We start from the raw sequence: 25,428 nt of genomic DNA on the forward strand, positions 1-25,428 counted from the left end.
CCTGTGGATGCCCGCGCGGCACCCACAGGACATGAGGTTGTCAAGGTCCGTTCAATGGTTGCAAGCTCTACGAGCTCACAGGTCCGCCGTCGGCCTCACAGGTTGCCGCGCTTCTCCTGCTCCCGCTCGATCGCCTCGAACAGGGCCTTGAAGTTGCCCTTGCCGAAGCCCATCGAGCCGTGCCGCTCGATGATCTCGAAGAAGACGGTCGGGCGGTCCTGGACCGGCTTGGTGAAGATCTGCAGCAGGTAGCCGTCCTCGTCACGGTCGGCCAGGATCTTCAGCTCGCGCAGCGTCTCGACGGGCACCCGGGTGTCGCCGACCCACTCGCCGAGGGTGTCGTAGTAGGAGTCCGGGGTGTTGAGGAACTCCACGCCGGCCGCGCGCATCGTGCGGACCGTCTGCACGATGTCGCCGGTGTTGAGCGCGATGTGCTGCACGCCCGCGCCGCCGTAGAACTCCAGGTACTCGTCGATCTGGGACTTCTTCTTGGCGACGGCGGGCTCGTTGATCGGGAACTTCACCTTGAGCGTGCCGTCGGCCACCACCTTCGACATCAGCGCGCTGTACTCGGTGGCGATGTCGTCGCCCACGAACTCCTTCATGTTCGTGAAGCCCATGACCTTGTTGTAGAAGCCGACCCACTCGTTCATCCTGCCGAGCTCGACGTTGCCGACGCAGTGGTCGACCGCCTGGAAGGTGCGGTGGGCGGGCGGCTCGACGATCGGCGCCGCGGCGACGAAGCCGGGCAGGTACGGGCCGTCGTAGCCGGAGCGCTCGACGAGGGTGTGGCGGGTCTCGCCGTAGGTGGCGATCGCGGCGAGCACGACCGTGCCGTGCTCGTCCTTCATCTCGTAGGGCTCGGCCACCGAGCGGGCACCGTGCTCGATTGCGTAGGTGTAGGCGGCGCGGGCGTCCGGGACCTCGATGGCGAGGTCGACGACGCCGTCGCCGTGCTCGGCCACGTGCTGCGCCAGGAAGTGGCCCCAGGTGGTGGCGGGCTTGATCACCGAGGTGAACACGAAGCGGGCGGAGCCGTTCTCCAGGACGTAGCTCGCGGTCTCGCGGCTGCCGTTCTCCGGTCCGGAGTAGGCGACCAGCTGCATGCCGAAGGCGCTGGAGTAGTAGTGCGCCGCCTGCTTGGCGTTGCCCACGGCGAAGACGACCGCGTCCATTCCCTTGACCGGGAAGGGGTCGGCCTGCCGGGCGGTGTCGGGAGTGTGGTGTGTGGTCTGCGTCATAGCGGCAGCCTGGCCTGCGTACGCAAGGTGCGCAATAGTTTGCGAAATTGCTGGGCAATCTGCTCGGCGAGGGACGCGTATCCGCGGTCTTTCTGTACAGGATGACCACTCGATCGGGAGGCTGATGTGGCGATCGACCAGCTGGACGGCCGGATCATCGTGCTGCTGGCACGGGAGCCGCGGATCGGGGTGCTGGAGATGTCCCGGCGACTCGGAGTGGCCCGCGGGACGGTGCAGGCCCGGCTGGACCGGCTTCAGTCGAATGGCGTCATCCGCGGCTTCGGCCCCCAGGTGGATCCGGCCGCGCTCGGATACCCGGTCACCGCCTTCGCCACCCTGCAGATCCGGCAGGGCCAAGGGCCGGACGTACGGGCCCACTTGGCGACCGTGCCCGAGGTGCTGGAACTGCACACCACCACCGGCAGCGGGGACATGCTCTGCCGCCTGGTGGCCCGCTCCAACGCCGATCTCCAGCGGGTCATCGACCGGGTTGTCGGGTTTGATGGCATTGTCCGGGCTGCCACCGCTATCGTCATGGAAAATCCCGTTCCGCTGCGGATCATCCCGTTGGTGGAGCAGGCGGCGGAGGAACCGGAGCGGACCTAGCCGATCCTGGGGTGAGCGCGCGTGAGCTTCTGGGAGTATCTGAGCAGTCGTCACCAGCAGCTGCTCACGGACGCCTACCAGCACGCCAGCGCCGTCTTCCAGTGCATGGTCGTGGCGACCGTCCTCGGCGTGCTGATCGGGGTCGTCACCTACCGCACCGAGTGGGCCGCGAGCCTTGCGACCGTGACCACCTCGACCCTCCTGACCATCCCGTCGCTCGCCATGATCGGCCTGCTCATCCCGCTCGTGGGCCTGGGCGTCGCGCCCACGGTCATCGCGCTGACCCTGTACGGGCTGCTGCCCATCGTGCGCAACGCGATCGTCGGACTGCGCGGCGTCGACGCCTCCCTGGTGGACGCGGCGCGGGGCATCGGGATGTCGCGGCCGGCGCGGCTGGTGCGCATCGAGCTGCCGCTCGCCTGGCCGCCGATCCTGACCGGCATCCGGATCGCCACACAGATGCTGATGGGCATCGCCGCGATCGCCGCCTACGCCTCCGGGCCCGGCCTCGGCAACGAGATCTTCCGCGGCATCGGCTCCCTGGGCAGCAAGAACGCCCTGAACCAGGTCCTCGCGGGCACGCTGGGGATCGTCATCCTTGCGCTGCTGTTCGACGCCGCGTACGTCCTGATCGGACGGCTGACCATCTCCAGGGGGATCCGTGCCTGACACCTCTGCCGGCCCGGCCGCCACCGGGGCGACCATCGAGCTCGACAACCTCTCCAAGCAGTACCCGGGCAGCCCCGCGCCCGCGGTCGACAACGTCTCCATGGAGATCAAGGCGGGCGAGATCGTCATCTTCGTCGGCCCGTCCGGCTGCGGGAAGTCCACGACCCTGAAGATGATCAACCGGCTGATCGAGCCGACCGGCGGCCGCATCCGCATCGGCGGCGAGGACGTCACCGACATGGACCCGGTGAAGCTGCGCCGCAAGATCGGCTACGCCATCCAGTCCGCCGGGCTCTTCCCGCACATGACGGTCGCCCAGAACATCGCCCTCGTACCGAAGATGGTCGGCTGGCCGAAGGCCCGCATCAGGACGCGGGTCGAGGAGCTGCTGGACCTCGTCGGCCTCGACCCGGGCGAGTTCCACGGGCGCTATCCGCGCCAGCTGTCGGGCGGCCAGCAGCAGCGCGTGGGCGTGGCGCGGGCGCTGTCCGCCGATCCGCCGGTGCTGCTGATGGACGAGCCGTTCGGCGCGGTCGACCCGATCACCCGCGACCACCTCCAGGACGAGCTGATCCGGCTGCAGCACGAGCTGCACAAGACGATCGTGTTCGTCACGCACGACTTCGACGAGGCGATCAAGCTCGGCGACCGCATCGCGGTCCTGCGCGAACGCTCGCACATCGCGCAGTTCGACACCCCGGAGGCGATCCTCACCAACCCGGCCGACGACTTCGTGTCCGGGTTCGTGGGCGCGGGGGCGGCCCTGAAGCGGCTGAACCTCACCCGCGTACGGGACGTCGAGATCACCGACTACCCGACCGTCACCCTCGACGACCCGCTCCAGGAGATCTTCAACCGGCTGCGCAGCAGCGGCACCAACGAGATCCTGCTCCTCGACAAGCGCCACCGCCCCTACAAGTGGCTCAGACGCGGCGACCTGATGCGCGCCCGCGGCTCGCTCGCCCGGGCGGGCACGCTGGTCAGCGACACGGTGACCCGGGACGCGACCCTGCGCGACGCGCTGGAGGCCGTGCTGACCGACAACGCCGGGCGCGTCGCGGTCACCGGACGGCGTGGCGCCTACGAGGGCGTCGTCGACATGGAGACCCTGATGAACTCCGTGCACGAGCTGCTGGAGGCCGACCGGCTCGAGGCGCTGGAGCACCAGCACGAGCTGGAGGAGACGCGCTCCGCCCAGACCCACGCCGAGCAGGAGGGACCCGGAGGGGTGGTGAAGGCGTGACCACCCCCGAGCTGGACGAGCCGGAGGTGCGGGAGGAGACCGGCACGCAGACGCCGCGTCCGCCGCAACGCCCGAAGGCGCGCATCACCTGGCGGAAGCTGACCTTCCTGCCCACGGTGATCGTCGCCGTCCTGCTCGCCACCTGGCTGTGGTTCCGGCAGGCCGACCTCGACCCGATCTCCGAGAACGCCCTCTCCAACGGCCAGGTCTCCAAGGCCCTGTGGCAGTCGATCAAGCTGACCGTGATCTCCACCTTCTTCGTGCTGATCATCGCGATCCCGCTGGGCATCCTGCTCACCCGCAAGGCCTTCCGGAAGGCGACCCCGGTGGCCATGACGATCGCCAACATGGGCCAGGCGACCCCGGCGCTCGGCCTGCTGGCTCTGCTGGTGATCTGGCTCGGCACCGGCACGAAGGCGGCCCTGATCGGCATCATCGTCTACGCGATCCTGCCCGTGCTGTCGAACACCATCACCGGCCTGAAGGCGAACGACCCGACGCTGCTGGAGGCCGCCCGCGGCATCGGCATGTCCGCGCTCGACGTGCTGCGCAGGGTCGAACTGCCGCTGGCCGTCCCGCTGATCCTCGCCGGTGTCCGCACCGCCCTGGTCCTGAACGTCGGCACCTCGACCCTGGCCACCTTCGGCGGGGGCGGCGGCCTCGGGGTGCTGATCACCACCGGCATCACCAACCAGCGCATGCCGGTGCTGATGCTGGGCTCCATCCTCACCGTCGTCCTGGCGCTCCTGGTGGACTGGCTCGCCTCGCTGGCCGAACTCCTGCTGCGGCCGCGCGGGTTGGAGGTGGAGGCATGAGACGGGCCACGGGCCTGCTGCTGGCCGGCGTGCTGGTAGCCGCGTCCGGCTGCGGCCTGCAGAGCGGCTCCCCCATGACCGACTCCGTACAGCCCGGCACGATCGGCGGGGGCGAGCCCCTCAAGGGCGCCCATCTGACCGTCACCTCCAAGGAGTTCACCGAGCAGCTGATCCTCGGCGCGATCATGGGCATCGCCTTCCAGGCGGCCGGCGCCGACGTCGTCGACCGCACCGGCATCCAGGGGTCCATCGGCTCCCGGGAGGCGGTCAAGTCCGGTGAGGCGGACGCCGGTTACGAGTACACGGGCACGGCCTGGATCACCTACCTCGGCAACAGCAAGCCGATCACCGACCCGCAGAAGCAGTGGGAGGCCGTGCGCGCCGCCGACCTGAAGAACGGCGTGACCTGGCTGCCGCCCTCCAAGCTCGACAACACCTACGCGCTGGCCATGAACCAGGCCAACTACAAGAAGTACGGCACCAGGACGCTGTCCGACGTGGCGGCGCTGGCCAAGAAGGACCCGGGCGCCGTGACCCTGTGCGTGGAGGGCGAGTTCGCCAACCGGGCGGACGGGCTGCCGGGAATGGAGAAGGCGTACGGGATGAGCGTCCCGGCGAAGAACATCACGCAGATGGACACCGGGATCATCTACACCCAGGTGGCGAAGGGGAAGTGCACCTACGGCGAAGTGTTCACCACCGACGGGCGCATCAAGTCGATGAACCTGGTGGTGATGGAGGACGACAAGAGCTTCTTCCCCAACTACAACGTCGCGCCGATGATCAACACGAAGGCGCTGAAGAAGTGGCCGGCGATCGCCCAGGTCCTCAACCCGGTCACGAAGAAGCTCAACAACGACGTCGCGCAGACGCTCAACGCGAAGGTCGACGTCGACGGGCAGGACCCGCACCAGGTGGCGCTGGACTGGATGAAGCAGGAGGGCCTGGTGAAGTCGGGCTGAGCAGGCCGTACGGGCTGCAGGGCTCCGTCAGCAGGAGGGAGCGGTTCAGCAGGAGGGGACGGAGCCCTTGCCGGTTTCCAGGGCGACCAGGGAGTCCACCGCGCCGTCCAGCGTCTTCACCGGGATCAGCCGCAGCCCCTTCGGCAACTCGGACTTGGCGTCGGAGCACTCGGCCTTCGGCACCAGGAACACGGTCGCCCCGTCCCGGTGCGCCGCCTGCGTCTTCAGCGCCACGCCGCCGACCGCGCCCACCGTCCCGTCGTCGCTGATGGTGCCCGTACCGGCGACGGTGCGGCCGCCCGTGAGGTCGCCGCCGCTGCCGTTGCCGTCCAGCTTGTCGATGATGCCGAGCGTGAACAGCAGCCCGGCGCTCGGACCGCCCACGTCCGCCAGCTTCAGCGTGACCTTGATCTTGTCGGAGCCGAGGTGCAGATAGTCCAGCGCGGCCTGCGTCGCCGCGTCCTGCGACTCCTTCATCTGCGCGCGGTTGTGCTCCTCGATCTGCTTGGTGGTGTCACCGCTCGGATAGACCGAGTCGCGCGGCAGGACCGCCCGGTCGGTGGCGAACCAGGCGCTGACCACGTCGCCCAGCGACACATGCGTGTCCGGGCTGGTCGCCTCGATCGTGGTCATCCGCAGCTGCCCGCTGGTCGCGCGGGTCTTCGCACCCGAGATCGTGATCACGGGGGTGCCCGCGTTCTCCCCGAGCACGTTCGCCGTCATACCGGGCTGCGCCAGCGAGAAGGGCAGCGGCGCGAACACCGTCGTGGCGATCAGGGCCACGACGGGCAGCGCGTATACGGCGAGGGCCTGGGGGCGTGTGAGGCGTGAGAGCACGGGATCAATCTAACGTGACGACGACATCCGGCCAGGTGCCGGTCCACTCACCTACAGTCTCCCCGCGAAAGACCGCTTCGGGGGAGCCCCCGCGGGACGGGCGCGCGGATGGCTCACGGCCGCCGAGCGGCGGTTCACCGGAGCCCCGGTTCTCCCCCGGTCGCCGAACGGCCGTTTGAGGGAGGTGCCCGAAACGGCCCGCGGACGGCACCTACGGCCGAAGCGTGACCGGACCGTGCCGTCCGCCAGACCGACAAAGTCCTAGCGCAGCGCTTCCGCGACCTCCTTCGCGGCGTCGACCACCCGGGGGCCCACCCGTTCCGGAACCGCGTCGGCGAGCATCACCACGCCGACGCTGCCCTCGACGCCCGTGACCCCCAGCAGCGGCGCGGCCGCCCCGCTGGCGCCCGCCTCCAGCTCCCCGTGCGTAAGGGTGTAGCCCGGCTCCTCCACCGGCCTGGCGCGCGCGGCGAGGATCGCCTTGCCCGCGGCGCCCCGGTCCAGGGGATGCCGGAACCCGGCCCGGTAGGCCACGTGGTAGTCGGTCCAGGTCGGCTCGACGACGGCCACGGCCAACGCGTCCGTCCCGTCGACGAGCGTGAGATGCGCGGTCGCCCCGATGTCCTCGGCCAGCGACCGGAGCGCCGGCAGCGCGGCCTCCCGCACCAGCGGATGCACCTGGCGGCCCAGTCGCAGCACGCCGAGTCCCACCCGGGCGCGGCCGCCCAAGTCCCGTCGTACCAGGGCATGTTGTTCGAGCGTGGCCAGCAACCGGTACACCACGGTCCGGTTCACGCCCAGTCGATGGGAAAGCTCGGTGACGGTCAGCCCGTGGTCGGTGTCGGCCAGCAGCTTGAGGACACGCAGTCCCCGGTCGAGCGTCTGAGAGGTCTCCGCGGTCACGACGCCCACTCCTCCAAGTGGTGAGGTCGGCGGACCTCCACGCGGCGGTGCGTCACCGAGTCCCGTCAGTGACGCGCACAGAGGCCGCCGATCGGCCGGCGGCCCGGCCTGTACCGAGCCGCGTCGCTTCACGGCTGCGCTCCGCGGCGGCTCTGCCACGGGGCGTTTGCGTAGCGGGACACTAGCGAAACGAGTTCGCTCAGCGGAAGGCTCCGTCCAGAATCCGGGCACCACCAGGGCCGGACTACGTCCGTATGTCGTGATTCGTACGGGGCGCAACAAGCGGCTGCACCAGGATGCTGCGCCCCCCTGACCAGGCGTGCGCCGGGTCAGCGCATCCGCGTCGCCCACTCCTGCACCTTGGCGATCCGCTGCTTCAGCTGCCCCGCCGTGGCCTCGGCGCTCGGCGGTCCGCCGCAGGTGCGCCGCAGCTCGGTGTGGATGACCCCGTGCGGCTTGCCGCTCTGATGGACGTAGGCGCTCACCATCGTGTTGAGCTGCTTGCGCAGCTCCATCATCTCCTTGTGCGAGACGACCGGCCGGCGCTCGGCGGGCAGTTCGAGCAGGTCGGCCTCGGTGTCCGGCTTCTTGCGGCTGTGCGCGATCTGCCGCGCCTGCCGCTTCTGCAGCAGCAGCTGCACCTGGTCGGGTTCGAGGAGGCCGGGGATGCCGAGGTAGTCCTGCTCCTCCTCGCTCCCCGGGTGGGCCTGCATGCCGAACTCGGCGCCGTCGTAGAGGACGCGGTCGAAGACCGCCTCGGACTCCAGCGCCTCGAAGGCGAACTGCTCCTGCTCGCCGGTGTCCTCGTCCTGCTCCTTGTTCGCCTCCTCCATCTCCTGCTCGGACTCGGCGTACGGGTCCTCCTCGCCCTCCTTCTTCGGCTTGTCGAGGGCGTGGTCGCGCTCGACCTCCATCTCGTTGGCGAACGTGAGGAGGTCGGGGACGGTGGGCAGGAAGACGGAGGCGGTCTCGCCGCGGCGCCTGGACCGTACGAAACGGCCGACGGCCTGGGCGAAGAACAGCGGCGTGGAGATGGTGGTGGCGTAGACCCCGACCGCGAGGCGGGGCACGTCGACGCCCTCGGACACCATCCGGACGGCGACCATCCACCGGTCGTTGCTGCCGCTGAAGTCGTCGATCCGCTTGGACGCGCCCGCGTCGTCGGACAGGACGAGCGTCGCCTTGCTGCCGGTGATCTCACGGATGAGCTTGGCGTAGGCGCGGGCGGAGTCCTGGTCGGAGGCGATGACGAGGGCGCCGGCGTCCGGGATGCCCTTGCGGACCTCGGTCAGCCGCTGGTCGGCGGCGCGCAGCACGCTCGGCATCCACTCGCCGCGCGGGTCGAGCGCGGTGCGCCAGGCCTGGCTGACGGCGTCCTTGGTCATCGGCTCGCCGAGCCGGGCGGCGATCTCGTCGCCGGCCTTGGTGCGCCAGCGCATGTTGCCGCTGTAGGAGAGGAAGATGACGGGGCGCACGACCCCGTCGGTCAGCGCGCTGCCGTAGCCGTACGTGTAGTCGGCGGCGGAGCGCCGGATCCCGTCGTTGCCCTCTTCGTACACGACGAAGGGGATCGGGTTGGTGTCGGAGCGGAACGGCGTACCGGTGAGCGCGAGCCGCCGGGTGGCGGGCTCGAAGGCCTCGAGGCAGGCCTCGCCCCAGGACTTGGAGTCACCGGCGTGGTGGATCTCGTCGAGGATGACGAGGGTCTTGCGCTGCTCCACGCGGTTGCGGTGCAGCATGGGCCGCACCCCGACGCCGGCGTACGTGACGGCCACGCCCTGGTAGTCCTTGCCGAGCGGTCCGGCGCTGTACTCGGGGTCGAGCTTGATCCCTATCCGCGCCGCCGCCTCCGCCCACTGCTTCTTCAGGTGCTCGGTCGGCGCGACCACGGTCACCTGCTGCACGACGTGGTGGTGCAGCAGCCAGGAGGCGAGGGTCAGCGCGAAGGTCGTCTTCCCGGCGCCCGGGGTCGCGACCGCGAGGAAGTCACGCGGCTGCTCCTGGATGTACTTCTCCATCGCCCCCTGCTGCCAGGCACGCAGCTTGCTGGCGGTGCCCCAGGGGGCGCGGCCGGGGAAGGCGGGAGAGAGGTGGTGGGAGTGCGAGGCAGAGCTGGCGGCGGTGGTAGTCACGGTCTCCGGGGATATGGGGTCGGGCGGCTCGTTACGACGAGAGGGCTCTCGGCTACGGGATCTCTCGCTTACGGGGTCTCTCGGCTACGTATGACAACCGGGCCACCCTACCGGCGGCCCCCCGTCACCCATGCCCGGACGGGGCCGGACCGGACAAGGGTGCGACTTACTTCACACCGCACCCCACCGCCCCGGCCGCCCTGTTCATGAACGGCGTATGGCAGTCCCGTTGCGGCCCCCGCGTTTCCCTTGAGCCCCCTTCCCGCCCCGCCGTACGGTCGATCCACCGAGCCCGGAGCGCACCACCCCGCTCCGGTTCCCCGGCCGTGTGCCCGAGTGGTTGAGGGACTCGCCTGCAAAGCGAGTTACGCGGGTTCGATTCCCGCCACGGCCTCCGCTGGTTCAACCTGGTCCGGGCGTCTTCGGGCTCAGCCCCAGATGTCGTAGTACTGGAACCCGTTGCCGACCGAGAGGCGGGCGGCGAAGACGGCCGTCGTTGCCTGGGCTGTGCCCTTGTAGAGGTAGAGCGTGCCGGACGGGGTGCGGGCCAGGTAGTCGGCGATGCCGTCGCCGGTGATGTCGCCGACCGCGTCGAAGGCGTTGTAGCCGGTCCAGGCGCTGCGGACCTTGATCCGGGACGAGAAGGCCTCGGAGCCGGTCTTGCCGGTGCCCTTGTAGAGGTACAGGTCGCCCGTGCCGGCCTGGCGGGCGATCAGGTCCGCCTTGCCGTCGCCGGTGAAGTCGCCGTGGCCGCGCACGGAGTTGTACTGGTTCCAGCCGGTGCGCACCGAGTAGCGGGTGGAGAAGGTGCCGTTGCCCTTGCCCGGGTAGACCCACATCGTGCCGGCGGAGTCCACCGACAGGAGGTCGGGCACGTAGTCGCCGTTGACGTCGCCCGGCGCGATGATCCGGGTGCGGGTCTTCCAGGCGGTGGCGATCTTCGTGTCGGTCCAGGACCCGCCCGTGCGGGCGCTGTTGAGGACGAAGTGCTCCCAGTACACGTCACCGGTGGAGCTCACCCGGTAGAGCAGGTCCTGGAAGCCGTCCCGGTTGAGGTCCGTCTGGACGACCGCGTTGACGGCGCCCCAGTTGCCCCACGAGGCGCGGGCGCCGAAGGCGGTGCCGCCGGAGTCCTTCTCGTAGCCGGTCTTCGTGGAGTGCTCCCGGACGAAGATGTCGGCCCTGCCGTCGTTCTTCTTGTTGAAGATGCTCAGGTTGGTGTCGTCGATCTGTGCGTAGGCGGAGCCGACGTAGGAGCTCACCCTGGTGAAGACGCTGTACTTGGCCTTCGCCGCGCAGTCGCCGTAGTAGCCCCAGGAGGCCACGCCGATGATCCTGCCGCCCACCACGAGCGGCCCGCCCCAGTCACCGTCGCACACCGCGCTGGTGCCGTCGTCGCTGCCGGTCTGGGTGCCCGCGCAGACCATCTCGCGCGCGACGAACCCCAGGTCGTAGGTGGCGGAGCAGGTGCTGTCGGACTGCAGGGTCAGCGAGGCCGTGCGCAGCGTCTGGGAGACGTCCTGGCCGGTGGAGCTGGTACGGCCCCAGCCGTAGACCTTGGCGCTGGTCCCGGCGGCGTACGAGGCGGTGTCGCCGGAGGTGACCATGCGGATCGGCGTGGCCTTCACCGGGACCGCCAGGGTCAGCATGCCGAGGTCGTCGCCGTTCCTGCCCGACTCCTTGTCCACCGGGTCGTACCCCGGCTGCCACCACTGGCGCAGCACGGCCGTGGCCTGACCGCCGTGCAGGTCCGTGGTGCCGGCGGCGTCGGTGGTGGGCAGCTGGTCGGTGCCGGTGACGACGGCGCCGTAGGCCTGCCAGTTGTAGCTCTTGTTCTCGTTCCTGACGCAGCGGGCGGCGGTGAGGATCTTCGTCGGCGCCACGACCGCGCCGCCGCAGAGGAAGCTCACGTCGTCGGCGGTGTCGGTGGTGCCCCTGTCGTCGTGGTACCAGAGCTGGGCCGCCCAGGGGGCCGAGGCGATGGTGGTCGTGGCCCCGCCGATGATCTTCGGGTCCACGCCCGACGTGGTCGTACCCGAGCTCAGCGCCGCCTTCCCGGTCGTCCCGTCCGCGGCGGCTCCGCCGTCCAGGGCGCCCGCCACGCGCTTCTCCAGGGTGGAGAGCGAGAGCGAGCTGATGACCGGCTTGGCCGCCGGCGCCGGCAGGGCCGTGGCCGCTCCGGCGGACGAGGTCATCACCGCGGCGGCGACGGCCGCGGCGACACCGGCGGCGGCGAGGGGCAGGGCGAGGCGTATCCGGCGTCTGTGACGGCCGCCGGACGGGGTCGTGGTCACGAAGGTCCCCCCTGAGGAACATGAGACGGAAGGGACACCAGGTGCGCCCCTTCCGTCTCAGCGCCGAAAGCCCGCTCTTCGTCACCGGCCGTTCACCGGGCCTTCCTGGAGTGGTCACACCGGAGCGGTCACACCGGAGCGTCCCACGGGAGACCTCAGTGATTCCGGTCTTGCGTGACCTATCGATATTCGATAGATTCCCATCGCAACTCGATGGGATGGTGGGTCATGGGAAAGCTGGCCGTGCGTGCGCTGCGCGCCGTGCTCGTGGTGGTGTTCGCCGGCACCGTGTTCGTGCAGGCGGGTCTGGTCTGGGTGCTGATCGGCGGGAAGGACCAGGAGGACGGGTCGCTGCCGCTGACCTCGCTGCGGGTGATCACGATCCTGGGCATGGTCTGCGTCCAGGTCGCACTGGTCTGCGTCTGGCGGCTGGTGGCGATGGTGCGGCGCGGAACCGTGTTCTCCGACGACGCCTTCCGCTACGTGAACGGGGTCATCGGCGCGATCGTCGGAGCCGCCTGCGTGTGGTTCGCGGTCACCGCCGTCAACGCGCCGGGCCAGCGGGACGATCCGGGTGTCACCGTCATCATGGCCGGGATCGGCGTGGCCATCCTGGGGGTCGCGCTCATCGTGCTCGTCCTGCGGATGCTGCTCGCCCAGGCCGTCGCCCGCGATGTCGAAGCGACGCAGATGCAGGCCGAGTTGGACGAGGTGATCTGATGCCGATCGCCGTCGACATCGACGTGATGCTGGCCAGGCGGAAGATGTCCGTGGGCGAGCTCGCGGACCGCGTGGGGATCACGCCGGCCAACCTGGCGGTCCTCAAGAACGGCCGCGCCAAGGCGGTGCGCTTCGCCACGCTCGCCGCCCTCTGCGAGGTGCTCGAGTGCCAGCCGGGCGACCTGCTGCGCTGGGAGGCCGAGAGCGCGCAACCGGATGACGTGCCGCGCGCCGCGACCGGATGAGGTGCCCCGCGCCGCAGCCGGATGACGTGCCCCGCGGCGCGGCCGGGTGCGGCGCCGCTCCCGTCACAGCACTCCGCACCCCTCCTCCAGGAACGCCCTCGTCCAGTAGTGATGGGCCGGGGGCGTCGTCATGGTGGCCGGGTCGATCGACGACAAGGTGTGGATCATCGCCAGGGCCAGCTGATCGTGGGCGTCGCTCATCGGCTCGCCCGGCAGGTTCGCGCCCATGGCTCTCTCGCGGTGCAGGAGCCAGAGGGTGAAGGCCAGCGTGGAGACGTCCGTGTTCAGCGGGAACAGGACGGCGTCCGGCTCGCTCCAGTTGAGGACCTCGCCCGTCTCGCCGTCCACGACCAGGCTGTTGCCCTCGACGAGGTGGCCGAGCCGGATCAGGTGCGAGGCCCTGTGCGGCAGCCGGGCGGGGTCGAAGCCGTAGGGGCCCTGGTACGCGTAGTGCTCGGCCAGGGTCGGCAGGGGTACGTCCGTGTCGAGGTGGAGCAGGGTGCCGCCCTCCGGCAGTCCCGTCTCGCGCAGGAAGCGGCGGGTCGGCTCGTGCGTGAGCGTCGAGGGGAAGTCGACGTCCTCGAAGCGCCACATCCTGCCGGGGCCGAACTCCCGGTCCAGCAGCCGGGCGGGAAGGTCCAGGGCGAGCCCGGAGGCGGCACCCGGGCCCGGCACCAGGGCGAGGGGGCGGATCAGCGCGGCCGCCTTCCAGAACGGCGGGATCTCGCCGTCCGTGCCCTCCTCGAACAGCGCCAGCAGATGACGGGTCGCCTCCGCCGCCGCCTTCGGGCCGTACCGGCCGGCGTAGGAGGCGAACTGGCCCCGCAGCCCGGCCAGTTCGTCCGCGGCCGTGGCGAAGCGCACCAGCGTCGTGAGGGACGGGGCGAGGGGCCGGCGGTCCATCAGGTCCGGGCGGTCGTGGAGGAAGGACGTCGTCGTCACCGCGCCCGTCGCGCCGTCCAGCAGCACCGACTCCCCCGCCGCGCCCCGCGGATCGAGCAGCGCGCCGATCACCAGCTGGTCCCGCAGCTCCGCCGTCAGGCGCCCGCCGGGGTCACCCGTGGAGTCCCCGACCGTGCGCAGGCCCTCCCGGCACAGCTCCTCGAAGGTGAACAGGTGGCAGTCGCCCGGCAGTCCGGGCCCCGTCAGCCGGCGGCGCGTCGGCGCGTGCGTGACGTACGGATCGAGCTGGTCCTCGCTCAGGGTGATCGCCGTCATGGCGGCACCGGTCGTGCTCATTGCGTCCCCCGCATGTGCTTGCCCACAGTCCCCGTGCAGGGCACGGCCGGGTGCGCGTCATGACGCCGTACGACCCGGGCAGCCGTCCCCACTGCCCAGAACACTACGCCTCGCCACTGACAACGCCCTCTGGATCACAGGACGCAGAGATCGCCTCGTCCGTTCCCGTGCGGCAAGGATCGAAGGATCACCCCAACCGGCAGCGGCAGCGGCAGCGGCAGCGGTAAAAGCACAGGCACCGGCGGACGGCCTAGGTGAAGTACACGCCGCCCAGCACGACAGCCAGCGCCGCCACCATGAACACCAGCAGCCAGACCAGCAACTTGCCGACGCTGGGCGGGGGTTCGTAGCGGGGTTCGTCGGAGCCGGGTTCGGGTTCCGGGTTGGTCATCGGTCCGTCACCACCGCTGCCTGGGGCCTTATCGGGAGTCGGTTCACCGGGCGTCCCGTGGCGGCGCGCACCGCGGAGGCGATCGCCGCCGGGGAGGTGACCACCGGGACCGCGCTGACCGCCTTCGCGCCGAAGGGGGCGACCACGTCGCGCTCCTCGACGAGCTTGACGATCCGGAGGTCCGGGGCGTCCAGGGCGGTCGGGAGCGCGTAGCCCGTGAGGTCCGGGTGGCGGATCAGCCCGCGCGCGGTGCGCAGGTTCTCCGTCAGCGCGATGCCCACGCCCTGGGTGACGCCGGCCTCGATCCGGGCGGCCAGCTGGGCGGGGTTGAGCACCCGGCCCACGTCCTGCGCGAGCGCCAGCTCCACGACCCGTACCGAACCGAGTTCGATGTCCACGTCCACCACCGCGCGGATCGCGCAGAAGGACATGCCCACGAACGCGTCGCCCTGACCGGCCTCGTTCAGCGGCTCGGTGGGGTGCGGACGGCACTGCGCGGTCGCCCACAGCTCCTTGCCGTCCATCGCCTCGGTGACGGTGGTCGACAGGACGCCGTCGTACGACGTGATCTTGCCGTCGGTGATCTGCAGCAGCTCCGTCGACATGCCGAACTTGTGGGCGAGGGGCTGCAGGAGCTGGGTGCGGACCATCTTCGCCGCGCGCTCCACCGCCCCGCCCGACACCCAGGTGTGACGGCCGCGGCAGCCCGCGCCGGCCGGAGGCTGGTCGGTGTCGACGGGCGCGACGTGCACCTCGTCGATGCCGAGGGTCTCCTGGACGATCTGGCGGGCCAGCGTGGTGAACCCCTGGCCGGTCTCGACGGCCGCGCAGAGCACGGTCGCCACACCGTCCTGGACCTTGACGGTGGCCGTGGAGACCTCGTCGGCGCCCTCGGTGCCGAGCATGTGCACCATGCCCAGGCCGTAGCCCACGCCCCGGCGCACCGCGCCCGGTTCGCCCGCGCCCTCGGGGCCGCCCGGCAGCAGCCACTCGTCCTCGGGGGTGTCCTTGGGCAGCGGCGGCAGGGGGAAGTCCCGTACCGCTTGCAGGAGTTCGGCGACCGGCGCCGGGCAGGTCACCGTCTGTCCCGTCGGCAGGACGTCCCCGGTGGCCATGGCGTTGCGCAGGCGCAGCTCCGCCGGGTCGATGCCCAGCTTCTTGGCGAGCTTGTCCATCTGCGCCTCGTAGGCGGCGCAGACCTGCATCGCGCCCTCGCCGCGCACATGGCCGGAGGGCGGGTTGTTGGTGCGTACGGCCCAGCCCTCGATGAAGGCGTTCGGGACGACGTAGGGGCCACAGGCGAAGGCCACGGCGGCGGCCAGTGCCTCGGCGGAGGTGTCGGCGTAGGCGCCCGCGTCGAGCAGGATCTGCGCCTCGACCTTCACCAGCCTGCCCTCGGCGTCGGCGTGGTGGCGGTAGCGCAGGAGCGTCGGGTGCCGGTGGGTGTGGCCGAGGAAGGACTCTTCGCGCGTCGCGGTGAGCTTCACCGGGCAGCCCGTTCTGAGCGCGAGCAGGCCGAGCGGCAGCTGGAAGCCCTGGTCCTCGCGGTCGGCGGTCGCGCCGGGCACACCGGTGACGACGATCTTGACGCGCTCGGGTTCGAGGCCGAAGCAGGCGGCGGCGGTGTCGCGGTCGGCGTGCGGGTCGGTGGAGGCCAGGTAGAGCTCGACGCCGCCGTCGGGGCGGGGCACGGCGAGGCCGGCCTCGGCGCCGATGGGGGCCGGGTCCTGCCGGCCGATGCGGTACTGGCCCTCGACGACGATGTCGCCGGCCGCCTCCGGGTCGCCGTGGCGCAGCGGGATGTGCCGGATCAGGTTGCCGTCGGGGTGCAGCGGCTCGGCCTCGAAGGCCAGCTCGGGGTCGATCACCGGGTCGAGCACCTCGTACTCGACGATGACGGCCGCGGCGGCCATCCGCGCGGTGTCGGGGTGGTCGGCGGCCACGGCGGCGATGGGCTCGCCGTGGTGGCGTACGACCTCGGAGGCGAACACCGGCCGGTCGGCGCTGCCGCGGCCGTAGCGCGCGTCGCCCGGCACGTCCTCGTGCGTGACGACGGCGCGTACGCCGGGCATCTCGCGCGCGTGGGTGGTGTCGATGGAGACGATGCGCGCGTGCGGGTGCGGGGAGCGCAGCACGGCGGCCCACAGCAGGCCCTCGGCCCACAGGTCGGCCGCGTACGGGAAGGTGCCCTCGGTCTTGGCGCGGGTGTCCGCGGCCGGCAGGGAGGCGCCGAGGCCGTGCGGCAGGGGCTCGGGGGCGGGTACCGGCTCCGTCGCGGCGGTCGCTGTCACGGTTTCGTTGCTCACGCCTGGCCTCCGTCCTGGCCGTACGGCTGGTCATGCGGTCCCGGCGCCGCCTGGGCACCGGGTGACTCGAACCCCGACGCGTTGACGCCGCCGGCTCCCGGGCCCGCCTGGTGAGGGATACGGGCCTCGTCGCCGTCCTGTTCGGAGGGGTCGCCCGCGGACAGCGCCTCGCGTTCGGCGACGACCTCCTGGACGGCCTCCACCACGCCGCGGTAGCCGGAGCAGCGGCACAGGTTGCCGCACAGCGCCTGGCGGGTCTCCAGGCGGGTGGGCGCCGGGTTGCCCTCCAGCAGGTCGTGCACGGTCATCGCCATGCCGGGCACGCAGAAGCCGCACTGCACGGCGCCGCACCGGGCGAGCGCGCGCTGCACGTCGGAGGGCTGGCCGTCGACGGCGAGCCCCTCGACCGTGCGGACCTCGCTGCCGGCGGCGGTCACGGCGGGTACCAGGCAGGAGGCCACGAGCCGCCCGTCGACCTGCACGTTGCACGCCCCGCACTCGCCCTGCGAGCAGCCGTCCTTGGCGCCCGCGAGCCCCAGGCGCTCGCGCAGCACGTACAGCAGCGACTCGCCGATCCAGGCGTCCGAGACGGGGCGCTCCACGCCGTTCACGCGCAGCACGTAGGAGGCGAGGGGGTGCTCCTCGCCGGGGAACGGCGGCGGCGCCTCGCCCTCGGCGTCCTGCTCGTCGGCGGACTGCGGTCCGGCCGAACTCCCGTCGGGCGCGGGCGCGTTGGGGGCGGCGGGTGCGGGGGCGGCGTCCGCCGCGGGCTCCGCACGCCGCTCCACGGCCTCCTCAGGCGCCTCTGCGGGCCCCTGGGAGGCCTCGTCCGCCCCAGGGACCTCACCGGGCCCGTGCGGGTCCTGTGCGGCGTCCACGGTGCCCTCGGCGGGCGTCTCGGCGTAGCGGCCGTCGGCGGGCGCCTCCGCGTACGGATCGCTGCTGTGCGGGCGGGCGTGGTCCTCGGCGGCCCGCGCCCGGGACCGGTCCGCGGTGTGCGCCCGCGCGCCGTCCGCCTCGTGCGCGGCCGGGTCCGGCTCCGCGGGCGGGCGGCCGCCGGGGTGCGCCGCGGGGCGCTCGTACGGGTGGCCGGGAGTCTCGGCGGGCGCGTGCCCCGGTCCGGACTCCTCGCCGTGCGGGGCCTGCTCCTCGGACTGCGGCGGGGCCCACTGCTGTCCCGCGCCGTCCGTCGCCCAGGGGGCCGCGGCGCCGCCGGGAAGCGTGGCGGGCGGGGTACCGCCCCACTGCTGCACCAGGGACGACGTGGTGAACTCGCCCGATTCGTCCGGAAGGTCGCCTCCGGCGACGGGGATCGACCACTGCCCGGTCACGTCGTGCCCGGGGGCGGACCCCGGCTCTGTGCCCGCGGGCTCCTCGAAGTTCCACTGCTGGGTGGCCGCCGGGTTGTACGAGAACCGGTCGTCCGCGCCCTCCTGCGGCACGGCGTTCGGGTCGGGCCACCGGCCACCGTCGGCGGGCGCCCCCCAGGCGCCGGCGTTCGGGTCGCCCCCCGCGGCCGACTCCGGGTCGGGCGTTATCGGCGGCGGCACGTACCCGTGGCCGGGCGCCGCGAGCGGGCTGCCCTCGCCGGCCAGCAGGGCTTCGATGCCGCCCTCCGGGAGTTTCACGAAGGCGGTGGCGCCGTCGTCGTAGTCGCCCTGGGGCAGCGGGTCCCAGCGGCCGCCGCTGCGGGGCGTGCCCTCTCCGTGCTGGTCGTCGCTCACGACAGCGCCCTCCCCAGTGCTCGTCGGGCCAGCGCGGCGACGGTGCGCCGCAGGTGCAGTACGGCGGGCGGGAGCGGCTGGACGCTGCCGTCCGCCTCGGGGACGGGGTCGGGGATGCAGGCCGCGGCGACGTACTCCCCGAAGGCGTTCAGCGCGTCCGGGACGATCGTGCGGCCGTTGTCCCAGTCGATGAGCCGGGCGACCCACTGCTCGGCGTCCAGGGGCCTGAGCGGCATCGGCGCTATGGCACCGACGGCGCACCGCACTCCGCGCCGGGCGGGGTCGAGGACGAGGGCGACGGAGGCGACCGCGCGCCCGGGGCCGGTGCGGCCGGTCGCCTTCAGGAAGACCTGCGGCGCGTGCAGCAGCGGCACGCGCACGTACCCGATGAGTTCGCCGCCGCGCAGCATGTCCACACCCGCCAGCAGGTGCGACACCGGCAGCTCGCGGCGGGCCCCGCCCGGGCCCGCGATGATCAGGGTCGCCTCCAGGGCGGCCAGCACCGGCAGCGCGTCCCCGGTGGGGGCGGCCGAGGCGATGTTGCCGCCCAGGGTGCCCGCATTGCGGATCTGCGGCGGGCCGGCCGCGCGCGCGGCGGCGGCGAGCGCCGGGATCAGCGCGGCGAAGTCGGGGCGGCCCATGCGCGCGTGCGTGAGCCCGGCGCCCAGCAGGGCGTGTCCGTCCTGGTACTGCCAGCCGCGGATCTCGCTGATCCTGCCGAGCCCGACCAGCGCGGACGGCCGGAGCTGCCCGGAGTTGACGGCGGCCATGAGATCGGTGCCGCCTGCCACCGGCACGGCGGTGGGCACGGCGGTGAGCGCCGCCACGGCCTCGTCGAGCGTCGTGGGCAGCGTGACGGCCTGCGCCGCCTGCGGTGCGTGCGTGGTCAAACCGGCTGCCCCTTCCCGCTGCCCCACCTGGTCCCACCTGTGTTGCCGTACGGTACGTGCTGACAGGGCGGACGTGGCAACTCTGGCACATCTTCGCAAGGGCCGAAGACAGGGGTCCACTAGGAGGCATTCGCCCACCTCACCAGCGAGATGGCCCGTTTTCGCACGGCATCACCGAAGCGCTCCGATTGGCACTCTTCGGTGATGCTTACGATGCTTTTGCCTCACCTGTTCGGGAGCTGGGCTACCTGTTCGGGGGCGCTCCCTCGATGGGCCGCCCGAGCACCCCGGGGCGCTGCTGCCAGGGCAGCGGGCCGGCCGGCGGCCGGTAGCCCACCCCCAGGGCGTCAAGTCGCCGGTAGTGCGCGGACATCCGCCGCTCGAAGCCGGCGAAGTCCCGCTCGGCCGGGGCGGGCAGGTCGCTCCAGGCCACCTCCGCGAAGGCCGAGAGCCTCGGGTACGTCTGGTAGTCCACGCGCCCCTGATCCTCCATCACCTCGGTCCACACGTTGGCCTGCGTGCCGAGCACATGACGGGCCTCGTCCCCGGTGAGCTGCGCGGGCACCGGCTCGAACCGGTAGACGTCCTCCAGGGTGCGGACGAAGCCGATCGGCACCGGCTCCTCCTCGCCCGCCGCCTGCCGGTGGTCCAGATACACGTACTGCTCGGGGCACATGACGACGTCGTGGCCCGCCCGCGCGGCGGCGACCCCGCCCGCGTAGCCGCGCCACGAGGACACCGCCGCGCCCTTGGCGAGACCGCCCTCGATGATTTCGTCCCAGCCGATGAGCCGGCGCCCGCGCGCGCTCAGCCAGCTGTCGAAGTGCCCGACGAACCAGGACTGCAACGCGTCCTCGTCCGCCAGCCCGAGTTCCGCGATACGGGCCTGCGCGGCCGGCGACTGCCGCCACTGGTCCTTGCGGCATTCGTCGCCGCCCACGTGGACGAACTCCGAGGGGAACAGCTCCAGCACTTCCTCGAACACCCCCTCGTAGAAGCGAAGGGTGTTGTCGGTGGGCGCGAGTACGTTGGGAGAGATTCCCCAGGAGTCCCAGACGGAGAGGGCGGTGGTGTCGATGACGTCGGTGTTGCCGAGTTCCGGGTACGCGGCGATGGCGGCCTGCGAGTGTCCCGGTACGTCGATTTCGGGGACGACGGTGATATGCCGCTCGGCGGCGTAGGCGACGATCTCGCGGATGTCGTCCTGGGTGTAGAAGCCGCCGTGCGGCTTGTCCTCCCACAGCGGTGAGGCGCGGTGGCCGAATTTGGTGCGCACCCGCCAGGAGCCGGTCTCCGTCAGCTTCGGGTACCGCCGGATCTCGATGCGCCAGCCCTGGTCGTCCGTCAAGTGGAAGTGGAGGACGTTGAGTTTGTGCGCGGCCATCAGGTCGAGCTGGCGCAGGACGCCGTCCTTGGGCATGAAGTGCCGGGCGACGTCGAGCATGAGGCCGCGCCAGCGGAAGCGGGGCGCGTCGCCGATGCTGACCGCGGGCACCTCCCACCGCCGCTTCGGGGTGACCGGCGCCCGTCGGAAGGCGTCGGGGCCGAGGAGCTGGCGGAAGGTCTGGGCGGCGTAGAACAGCCCGGCCTCGTCGGCCCCTCTGAGCTGGATCAGATACCCGTCGACGACCAGGCCGTAGGCCTCCGGGCCTTCGGCGTCCCGCGGGTCGATGCGCAGCATGATGCGGCTGCCGCTGTCGGTGTGGGGCCGCAGCGGAAGTCCGGTCGCCGCACCGACGGTGGCGCGCAGCCACTGCGCGACCCGCTCGGTGCCGGGACCCGCGTCGACCTCCGTCCCGGCGTCGAGGACGTAGCCCACGCCCCCGCCGGGCAGTGCCTGCGCGATGCTGTTCGGCGCGGGAATCAGTTCCGTCTCTGAAGTCACGTCAGTCCTTTACCGCTCCGCCCAGTCCGGAGACCAGCCGTCGCTGTACGAGTACGAAGAACACCAGCACCGGAACGGTCATCACCGTGGAGGCGGCCATGACGCCTCCCCAGTCCGGGTCGTCCGGCTTGTAGAACACCAGCAACGCCATCGGCAGGGTCGACTGCGAAGTGTCGCTGATGATGAAGGACTTGGCGTAGAGGAAGTCGTTCCAGGCGGAGATGAAGGAGAACACGCTCGTCGCCACGAGGCCCGGCAGGACGAGCGGGAAAAGGATCTGCCACAGAAATCGCGCACGGCTCGCGCCGTCGAGGTAGGCGGCCTCCTCCAGGGCTTCCGGAACCGCCTTCACAAACCCCCGCAGCATCCAGATCGCGAACGGCAGCGAGAAGGCGATGTGCGGCAGGATCAGCGAGCCGAGTGTGTTCAGCAGACCGAAGTCCCGCATCTGGAAGAACAAGGGGATGGTGAGCGCCTCCACCGGCACCATCTGCGCCACCAGAAACATGATCAGCAGGGTGGTCCGGAAGCGGAAGCGGAATCGGGTCACGGCGGTCGCGGCGAGAAAGGCGATGAACGCCGAGACGAGCACGACACTGCCCGCCACCACCAGGCTGTTGACGAAATACCGGCCGAAATCCTGCTGCCCGAACACCCGCCGGAAGGAATCCAGCGAAGGCGCCCTGGTCCACGGCCGCGGCTCGCTCGACTCGATCTCTCCGGCCGGCTTGAAGGCGCTCAGCACCATCCAGTACAGCGGGAAGGCCACGACGACGGCGATCAGCAGCGCCGAGGCCTCCGCCGCGAGCCGCCCCGGGCGCCGCACACGCGCGCGCAGAAGATTCACAGCTCCTCCCCCTGGCGGCGCAGCAGCCGCAGGTACACCAGCGTCACGGCGAGCAGGATCAGCAGCATCACCACGCCGATCGCCGAGCCCAGGCTGTACTGCGAGGACGCGAACGCCTGCTGGTAGGCGTAGACGTTCAGGACCAGGTTCTGGCCCGCGATGCCGCCGCCCCCCGTCATGACGTAGATCTGCGTGAAGACCTTGAAGTCCCAGATGACCGACTGGATGGTGACGACGGTCAGGATCGGGCGCAGCATCGGCGCGAGCACCGAGCGCCAGATGCGCCACTGCGAGGCGCCGTCGAGCGCGGCGGCCTCCAGCACCTCGGCCGGTACGGCGCGGATGCCGGCGTACACCGTGACCATGACGAACGGGAAGGAGCACCACACCACTTCGAGCAGGACGAGGAGGAAGGCGCTCAGCCGTCCGTACGTCCAGGAGTGGTCGCCGAGCCCGAGCACGCGGTCGACCGGCCCGAAGTCGGGGTCGAAGAGGAACAGCCAGACCGTCGACCCCGTGACGGCCGGGGTCGCCCACGCGCCCAGCGCGGCCAGCATCAGCGCCAGCCGCGGCAGCGCCCGCACCCGGGTGAGCAGCACCGCGAGCGCGCACCCGACGGCGAGCGTCGACACGACGCAAGCCGCCGCGAACAGCACGGTGGCCAGCAGCACGCGCCAGAACTCTCCGTCGGAGAACAGCCGGGAGTAGTTCCCGAACCCCTCGAAGGTGGTCGGCTCGCCCCCGCTGACCTGCGCCTGCGTGTAGTGGAAGAACGAGATCAGCCCGAGCTGGTAGATCGGATAGAGCAGCAGCCCGCCAAGAACGACGAGCGCCGGCGCCAGATAGAGCCAGGGGACGGCCCACCCCCTCAAGGGGCGCGGGGAACTGTGCGATCGGCCACCGACGACCCGCTCCCGCCGGCGCTCGGCGACCCCCGAGCCGGCAGGCGCCGTCATCCGACGGAGCCGAACGCGTCGTTCATCTTCTTCGCCGCCTCCTCAGCGGCGGCGCCCACGTCCTTCTTGCCGCTGATGACCTCCTGGAGCATCGTCGGCAGCACCAGCTGGGAGTCGATCTGGGACCAACCCGCCGAGGCCGGCACGAACTTGGTCCCGGCGGAGAGGGTCTGCGCGAACGGCTTCACGTACGGGTGCTCCGCGGCCACCTGCGCACGGACGTCCGCGAACGTCGGCAGGAAGCCCATCGCGCCGAACATGGCGGCCTGCGTCTTCTTCGAGGTGAGCTGTTCCATCAGGTCGACGGCGAGGGTGCGGTGCGAGGTGCTCCTGAGCACGCCGATGTTGTTGCCGCCCGCGAAGGCGGGTGCGATCGACCCGGACTTCACGCCAGGCAGCGGTACGACGGCGTACTTGCCCTTGACCTTGCCGGCCTCGACGGCGGTGTGGCTGAAGTCGCCGCCGATCGCCATGCCGGCCTTGCCGGCCGCGAACGCGGTGATCGTGTCGTTGCCGCCCATGCCCGCGCACTTGGCCGCGGGGCAGTTGGCGTCGCCGAAGAGCGAGGTGTACGCCTTGATGCCCTTCTGCGCGGCCGCGCTGTCGATGGCGGAGGCGTACGAACCGCCCTTGCCGGTGGCGAGTTCACCGCCGTTGGCCCAGACGAAGGGCATGGCGCCGTACGTGTAGGCGCCGCCGACGACGATGCCGTAGAGACCGGGCCTCGCGGCGTGGATCTTGCGGGCGGTGGACGCCAACTCGTCCATGGTCCTCGGCGGTTGCAGGCCCAGGTCCTTGAAGACGTCCGTGCGGTAGTACAGGGCGCGGACGCCGACGTAGTACGGGGAGCCGTAGAGCCGGCCGTCGACGGTGACGGACGTCTTCGCGGTGGGGTCGGTGTCCTTGGACTCCTTCCAGGCGCCGAACTCCTTGGTGACGTCGAGGAGTCCGCCGTCCTTCACGTAGCCGGCCGTGTCGGTGTTGCCGAACTCCATCACGTCGGGCGCGGACTTCGGGTCGTTGAAGGCGGCCTTGACGCGCTGGGCCCGGGTCTCGACCGGGATGTACTCGACGTGGACCCTGGTGCCCTTGTGGGCCTTCTCGAAGTCGGCCACCACGGCGTCGACGGCCTTCTCCTTCGGCTTGTTGCCGACCTCCTGGAAGAGCCAGACCCGCAGCGTGCCGGTCTTCTCGTCCTTGTCGGAGGAGGAGTTGGAGGACGTCTGGGGGGCGCAGGCGCTGACGGCCAGGGCCGCGAGCAGGACGGCGAGACGCGGGGACAGCTTCATGGAGTGACCCTCCGGGCAGGCGTTGCAACATATGCAATGACGGTTTCGCTCTGCACAACACCACGGAGGCTAGGGATCACATGAACATGACCACAAGAGGTCTCAACCACTTCGTGACCGGCCGACGCATCCCCTGCAACGGCGGGCAGCACAAAGGCCCCCGAAGCGCGTCAAAACGCGCCCCGGGGGCCTCGCGGCTCTCAGGCGGGAGCGAGCAGGGCTACTTGTCGCCGCCCTTGCCCTTGTCGTCGCCGCCGCCGGCGCCCATGGACTCGTAGATCTCCTTGCACATGGGACACACGGGGTACTTCTTCGGATCGCGGCCGGGCACCCACACCTTGCCGCACAGCGCCACGACGGGGGTCCCGTCGAGGGCACTCGCCATGATCTTGTCCTTCTGGACGTAGTGGGCGAAGCGCTCGTGGTCGCCGTCGCCGTGGGACACCTGTGGCGTCGGCTCAACGAGGGTCCCCGTACCAGTCCCGCGCTCGGGCTCAAGAGTGCTCATAAGTGCCAAGGGTACTGAAGGTCACCCGGATCAGTTGAGCGATGGGTCGTCCGGGTACGTGGCCACCATCGCGAGCTCGTTGCGCTGCCGGCGCAGGACCTCGCGCCAGAGTCTTTCCGGCGACGGGGACGAGACGTCACCGGGCTCCGACTCGACGACGTACCACGCACCCTCGACCAGCTCGTCCTCCAGCTGGCCGGGACCCCAGCCCGCGTATCCGGCGAAGATCCGCAGGGAACCGAGGGCCGAGGCGAGCAGCTCCGGCGGTGCCTCCAGGTCGACCAGCCCGATCGCGCCGTGCACTCTGCGCCAGCCCAGCGGCGCTCCGTCCGCGCTCGCTCCGCCGGGGATGACCGCCACCCCCAGCGCCGAGTCCAGGGACACCGGGCCGCCCTGGAAGACGACGCCCGGCTCACCGGCGAGGTCCGCCCAGCCCTCCAGGATGTCGCCGACGTCCACCGGGGTCGGGCGATTGAGGACGACACCGAGGGACCCCTCCTCGTCGTGGTCGAGAAGGAGCACCACCGCGCGGTCGAAGTTCGGGTCCGCCAGGGCGGGCGTTGCCACGAGCAACCGCCCTGTGAGCGAGGACACCTCGGTCATGGCAGACATGATCCCGCATCTTGCCTGGGCTGGGGGAGGCAATGCGGGTAAGAAGGGTGATTGCAGCTCAGGGCGGAATGAGGCATGCCCGGCGCACAATGGGCCTCGGTGACCCCATGTGCC

At 71.2% G+C, this 25,428-nt stretch carries 23 protein-coding genes and 1 tRNA gene; 8 read left to right on the plus strand and 16 right to left on the minus strand.

The genetic code is table 11. The features are described 5' to 3' along the window. Positions 1-95: 95 nt before the first annotated feature. Entirely contained in the window at positions 96-1,241 is a 1,146-nt protein-coding gene (gene hppD / locus ACFU97_RS03040; RefSeq protein ID WP_384250060.1) for a 4-hydroxyphenylpyruvate dioxygenase, read from the minus strand. Positions 1,242-1,367: 126 nt separating this feature from the next. Between hppD and ACFU97_RS03045 the strand changes: the two genes are divergently transcribed. From ACFU97_RS03045 to ACFU97_RS03065, 5 genes are read left to right on the plus strand one after another with little or no spacing between them, the layout of a single operon-like run. Continuing rightward, positions 1,368-1,847, plus strand: coding sequence for an Lrp/AsnC family transcriptional regulator (locus tag ACFU97_RS03045; protein WP_384250063.1), 480 nt, complete (start codon positions 1,368-1,370; stop codon positions 1,845-1,847). A gap of 21 nt (positions 1,848-1,868) precedes the next feature. Continuing rightward, on the plus strand, positions 1,869-2,516 hold the full coding sequence (locus ACFU97_RS03050; protein ID WP_384250065.1) for an ABC transporter permease: 648 nt from the start codon (positions 1,869-1,871) through the stop codon (positions 2,514-2,516). Beyond that, the gene (locus ACFU97_RS03055; protein ID WP_384250068.1) at positions 2,509-3,759 is read left to right on the plus strand and encodes a betaine/proline/choline family ABC transporter ATP-binding protein; all 1,251 of its coding nucleotides are present in this window, start codon (positions 2,509-2,511) and stop codon (positions 3,757-3,759) included. The genes ACFU97_RS03050 and ACFU97_RS03055 overlap by 8 nt, the downstream gene beginning before the upstream one ends. Further along, on the plus strand, positions 3,756-4,574 hold the full coding sequence (locus ACFU97_RS03060; RefSeq protein ID WP_384250070.1) for an ABC transporter permease: 819 nt from the start codon (positions 3,756-3,758) through the stop codon (positions 4,572-4,574). The genes ACFU97_RS03055 and ACFU97_RS03060 overlap by 4 nt, the downstream gene beginning before the upstream one ends. Next, positions 4,571-5,536: a glycine betaine ABC transporter substrate-binding protein gene (locus tag ACFU97_RS03065; RefSeq protein ID WP_384250073.1), complete on the plus strand. Its 966-nt coding sequence runs from the start codon at positions 4,571-4,573 to the stop codon at positions 5,534-5,536. Before ACFU97_RS03060 ends, ACFU97_RS03065 begins: the two co-directional genes overlap by 4 nt. Before the next feature lie 45 nt (positions 5,537-5,581). Here the strand turns inward: ACFU97_RS03065 and ACFU97_RS03070 are convergent, their stop codons facing one another. The 3 genes from ACFU97_RS03070 to ACFU97_RS03080 all read right to left on the minus strand — a co-directional run bounded on the left by ACFU97_RS03070 (position 5,582) and on the right by ACFU97_RS03080 (position 9,408). After that, entirely contained in the window at positions 5,582-6,373 is a 792-nt protein-coding gene (locus tag ACFU97_RS03070; RefSeq protein ID WP_384250075.1) for a S16 family serine protease, read from the minus strand. 261 nt (positions 6,374-6,634) lie between these two features. Beyond that, on the minus strand, positions 6,635-7,276 hold the full coding sequence (locus ACFU97_RS03075; protein ID WP_384250078.1) for an IclR family transcriptional regulator: 642 nt from the start codon (positions 7,274-7,276) through the stop codon (positions 6,635-6,637). A gap of 329 nt (positions 7,277-7,605) precedes the next feature. Beyond that, positions 7,606-9,408, minus strand: a complete 1,803-nt coding sequence (locus tag ACFU97_RS03080; protein ID WP_384250081.1) for a DEAD/DEAH box helicase — start codon at positions 9,406-9,408, stop codon at positions 7,606-7,608. A gap of 322 nt (positions 9,409-9,730) precedes the next feature. On the opposite strand from ACFU97_RS03080, the gene ACFU97_RS03085 reads away from it, so the two are divergent. Continuing rightward, positions 9,731-9,802: transfer RNA gene (locus ACFU97_RS03085), tRNA-Cys, on the plus strand. 34 nt (positions 9,803-9,836) lie between these two features. On the opposite strand, the gene ACFU97_RS03090 is transcribed toward ACFU97_RS03085, so the two are convergent. Then, positions 9,837-11,603, minus strand: a complete 1,767-nt coding sequence (locus ACFU97_RS03090; protein ID WP_384250302.1) for a trypsin-like serine protease — start codon at positions 11,601-11,603, stop codon at positions 9,837-9,839. Positions 11,604-11,930: 327 nt separating this feature from the next. Here ACFU97_RS03090 and ACFU97_RS03095 point away from each other — a divergent pair, with 327 nt between their 5' ends. Both ACFU97_RS03095 and ACFU97_RS03100 read left to right on the plus strand, forming a co-directional pair. Continuing rightward, complete coding sequence (locus ACFU97_RS03095; RefSeq protein WP_384250084.1) at positions 11,931-12,422, plus strand: DUF2975 domain-containing protein; 492 nt, start codon at positions 11,931-11,933, stop codon at positions 12,420-12,422. Continuing rightward, positions 12,422-12,667: a helix-turn-helix domain-containing protein gene (locus tag ACFU97_RS03100; protein ID WP_384250086.1), complete on the plus strand. Its 246-nt coding sequence runs from the start codon at positions 12,422-12,424 to the stop codon at positions 12,665-12,667. Before ACFU97_RS03095 ends, ACFU97_RS03100 begins: the two co-directional genes overlap by 1 nt. A gap of 63 nt (positions 12,668-12,730) precedes the next feature. Here the strand turns inward: ACFU97_RS03100 and ACFU97_RS03105 are convergent, their stop codons facing one another. The 11 genes from ACFU97_RS03105 to ACFU97_RS03155 all read right to left on the minus strand — a co-directional run bounded on the left by ACFU97_RS03105 (position 12,731) and on the right by ACFU97_RS03155 (position 25,305). Continuing rightward, positions 12,731-13,906 (minus strand): SUKH-4 family immunity protein, encoded by a 1,176-nt coding sequence (locus ACFU97_RS03105; RefSeq protein ID WP_384250089.1) that lies wholly within the window; start codon positions 13,904-13,906, stop codon positions 12,731-12,733. Between the two features lie 250 nt (positions 13,907-14,156). Then, entirely contained in the window at positions 14,157-14,297 is a 141-nt protein-coding gene (locus tag ACFU97_RS03110) for a hypothetical protein (RefSeq protein ID WP_384250091.1), read from the minus strand. Next, the gene (locus tag ACFU97_RS03115; protein ID WP_384250094.1) at positions 14,294-16,603 is read right to left on the minus strand and encodes a xanthine dehydrogenase family protein molybdopterin-binding subunit; all 2,310 of its coding nucleotides are present in this window, start codon (positions 16,601-16,603) and stop codon (positions 14,294-14,296) included. The genes ACFU97_RS03110 and ACFU97_RS03115 overlap by 4 nt, the downstream gene beginning before the upstream one ends. After that, positions 16,600-18,327 carry a 2Fe-2S iron-sulfur cluster-binding protein gene (locus ACFU97_RS03120; RefSeq protein ID WP_384250096.1) on the minus strand — a complete coding sequence of 576 codons (1,728 nt, stop codon included), beginning with the start codon at positions 18,325-18,327 and terminating at the stop codon, positions 16,600-16,602. Before ACFU97_RS03120 ends, ACFU97_RS03115 begins: the two co-directional genes overlap by 4 nt. Continuing rightward, positions 18,324-19,217, minus strand: a complete 894-nt coding sequence (locus ACFU97_RS03125) for an FAD binding domain-containing protein (protein ID WP_384250099.1) — start codon at positions 19,215-19,217, stop codon at positions 18,324-18,326. The genes ACFU97_RS03120 and ACFU97_RS03125 overlap by 4 nt, the downstream gene beginning before the upstream one ends. A 244-nt stretch (positions 19,218-19,461) precedes the next feature. Next, positions 19,462-21,102, minus strand: coding sequence for a beta-N-acetylhexosaminidase (locus ACFU97_RS03130; RefSeq protein ID WP_384250101.1), 1,641 nt, complete (start codon positions 21,100-21,102; stop codon positions 19,462-19,464). A gap of 1 nt (position 21,103) precedes the next feature. Further along, complete coding sequence (locus tag ACFU97_RS03135; RefSeq protein ID WP_384250103.1) at positions 21,104-21,949, minus strand: carbohydrate ABC transporter permease; 846 nt, start codon at positions 21,947-21,949, stop codon at positions 21,104-21,106. After that, a complete protein-coding gene (locus ACFU97_RS03140; protein ID WP_384250106.1) occupies positions 21,946-22,905 on the minus strand; it encodes a carbohydrate ABC transporter permease in 960 nt (319 codons plus the stop codon). Before ACFU97_RS03140 ends, ACFU97_RS03135 begins: the two co-directional genes overlap by 4 nt. Then, entirely contained in the window at positions 22,902-24,194 is a 1,293-nt protein-coding gene (locus ACFU97_RS03145; RefSeq protein ID WP_384250109.1) for an extracellular solute-binding protein, read from the minus strand. Before ACFU97_RS03145 ends, ACFU97_RS03140 begins: the two co-directional genes overlap by 4 nt. 220 nt (positions 24,195-24,414) lie before the next feature. Then, positions 24,415-24,702 (minus strand): DUF3039 domain-containing protein, encoded by a 288-nt coding sequence (locus tag ACFU97_RS03150; protein WP_384250112.1) that lies wholly within the window; start codon positions 24,700-24,702, stop codon positions 24,415-24,417. A gap of 30 nt (positions 24,703-24,732) precedes the next feature. Further along, on the minus strand, positions 24,733-25,305 hold the full coding sequence (locus ACFU97_RS03155) for a YqgE/AlgH family protein (protein WP_384250304.1): 573 nt from the start codon (positions 25,303-25,305) through the stop codon (positions 24,733-24,735). Positions 25,306-25,428 lie beyond the last annotated feature (123 nt).

The sequence above is a fragment of the Streptomyces sp. NPDC057616 genome (assembly GCF_042800575.1).
In the GTDB taxonomy this organism is placed as follows: Bacteria; Actinomycetota; Actinomycetes; order Streptomycetales; family Streptomycetaceae; genus Streptomyces.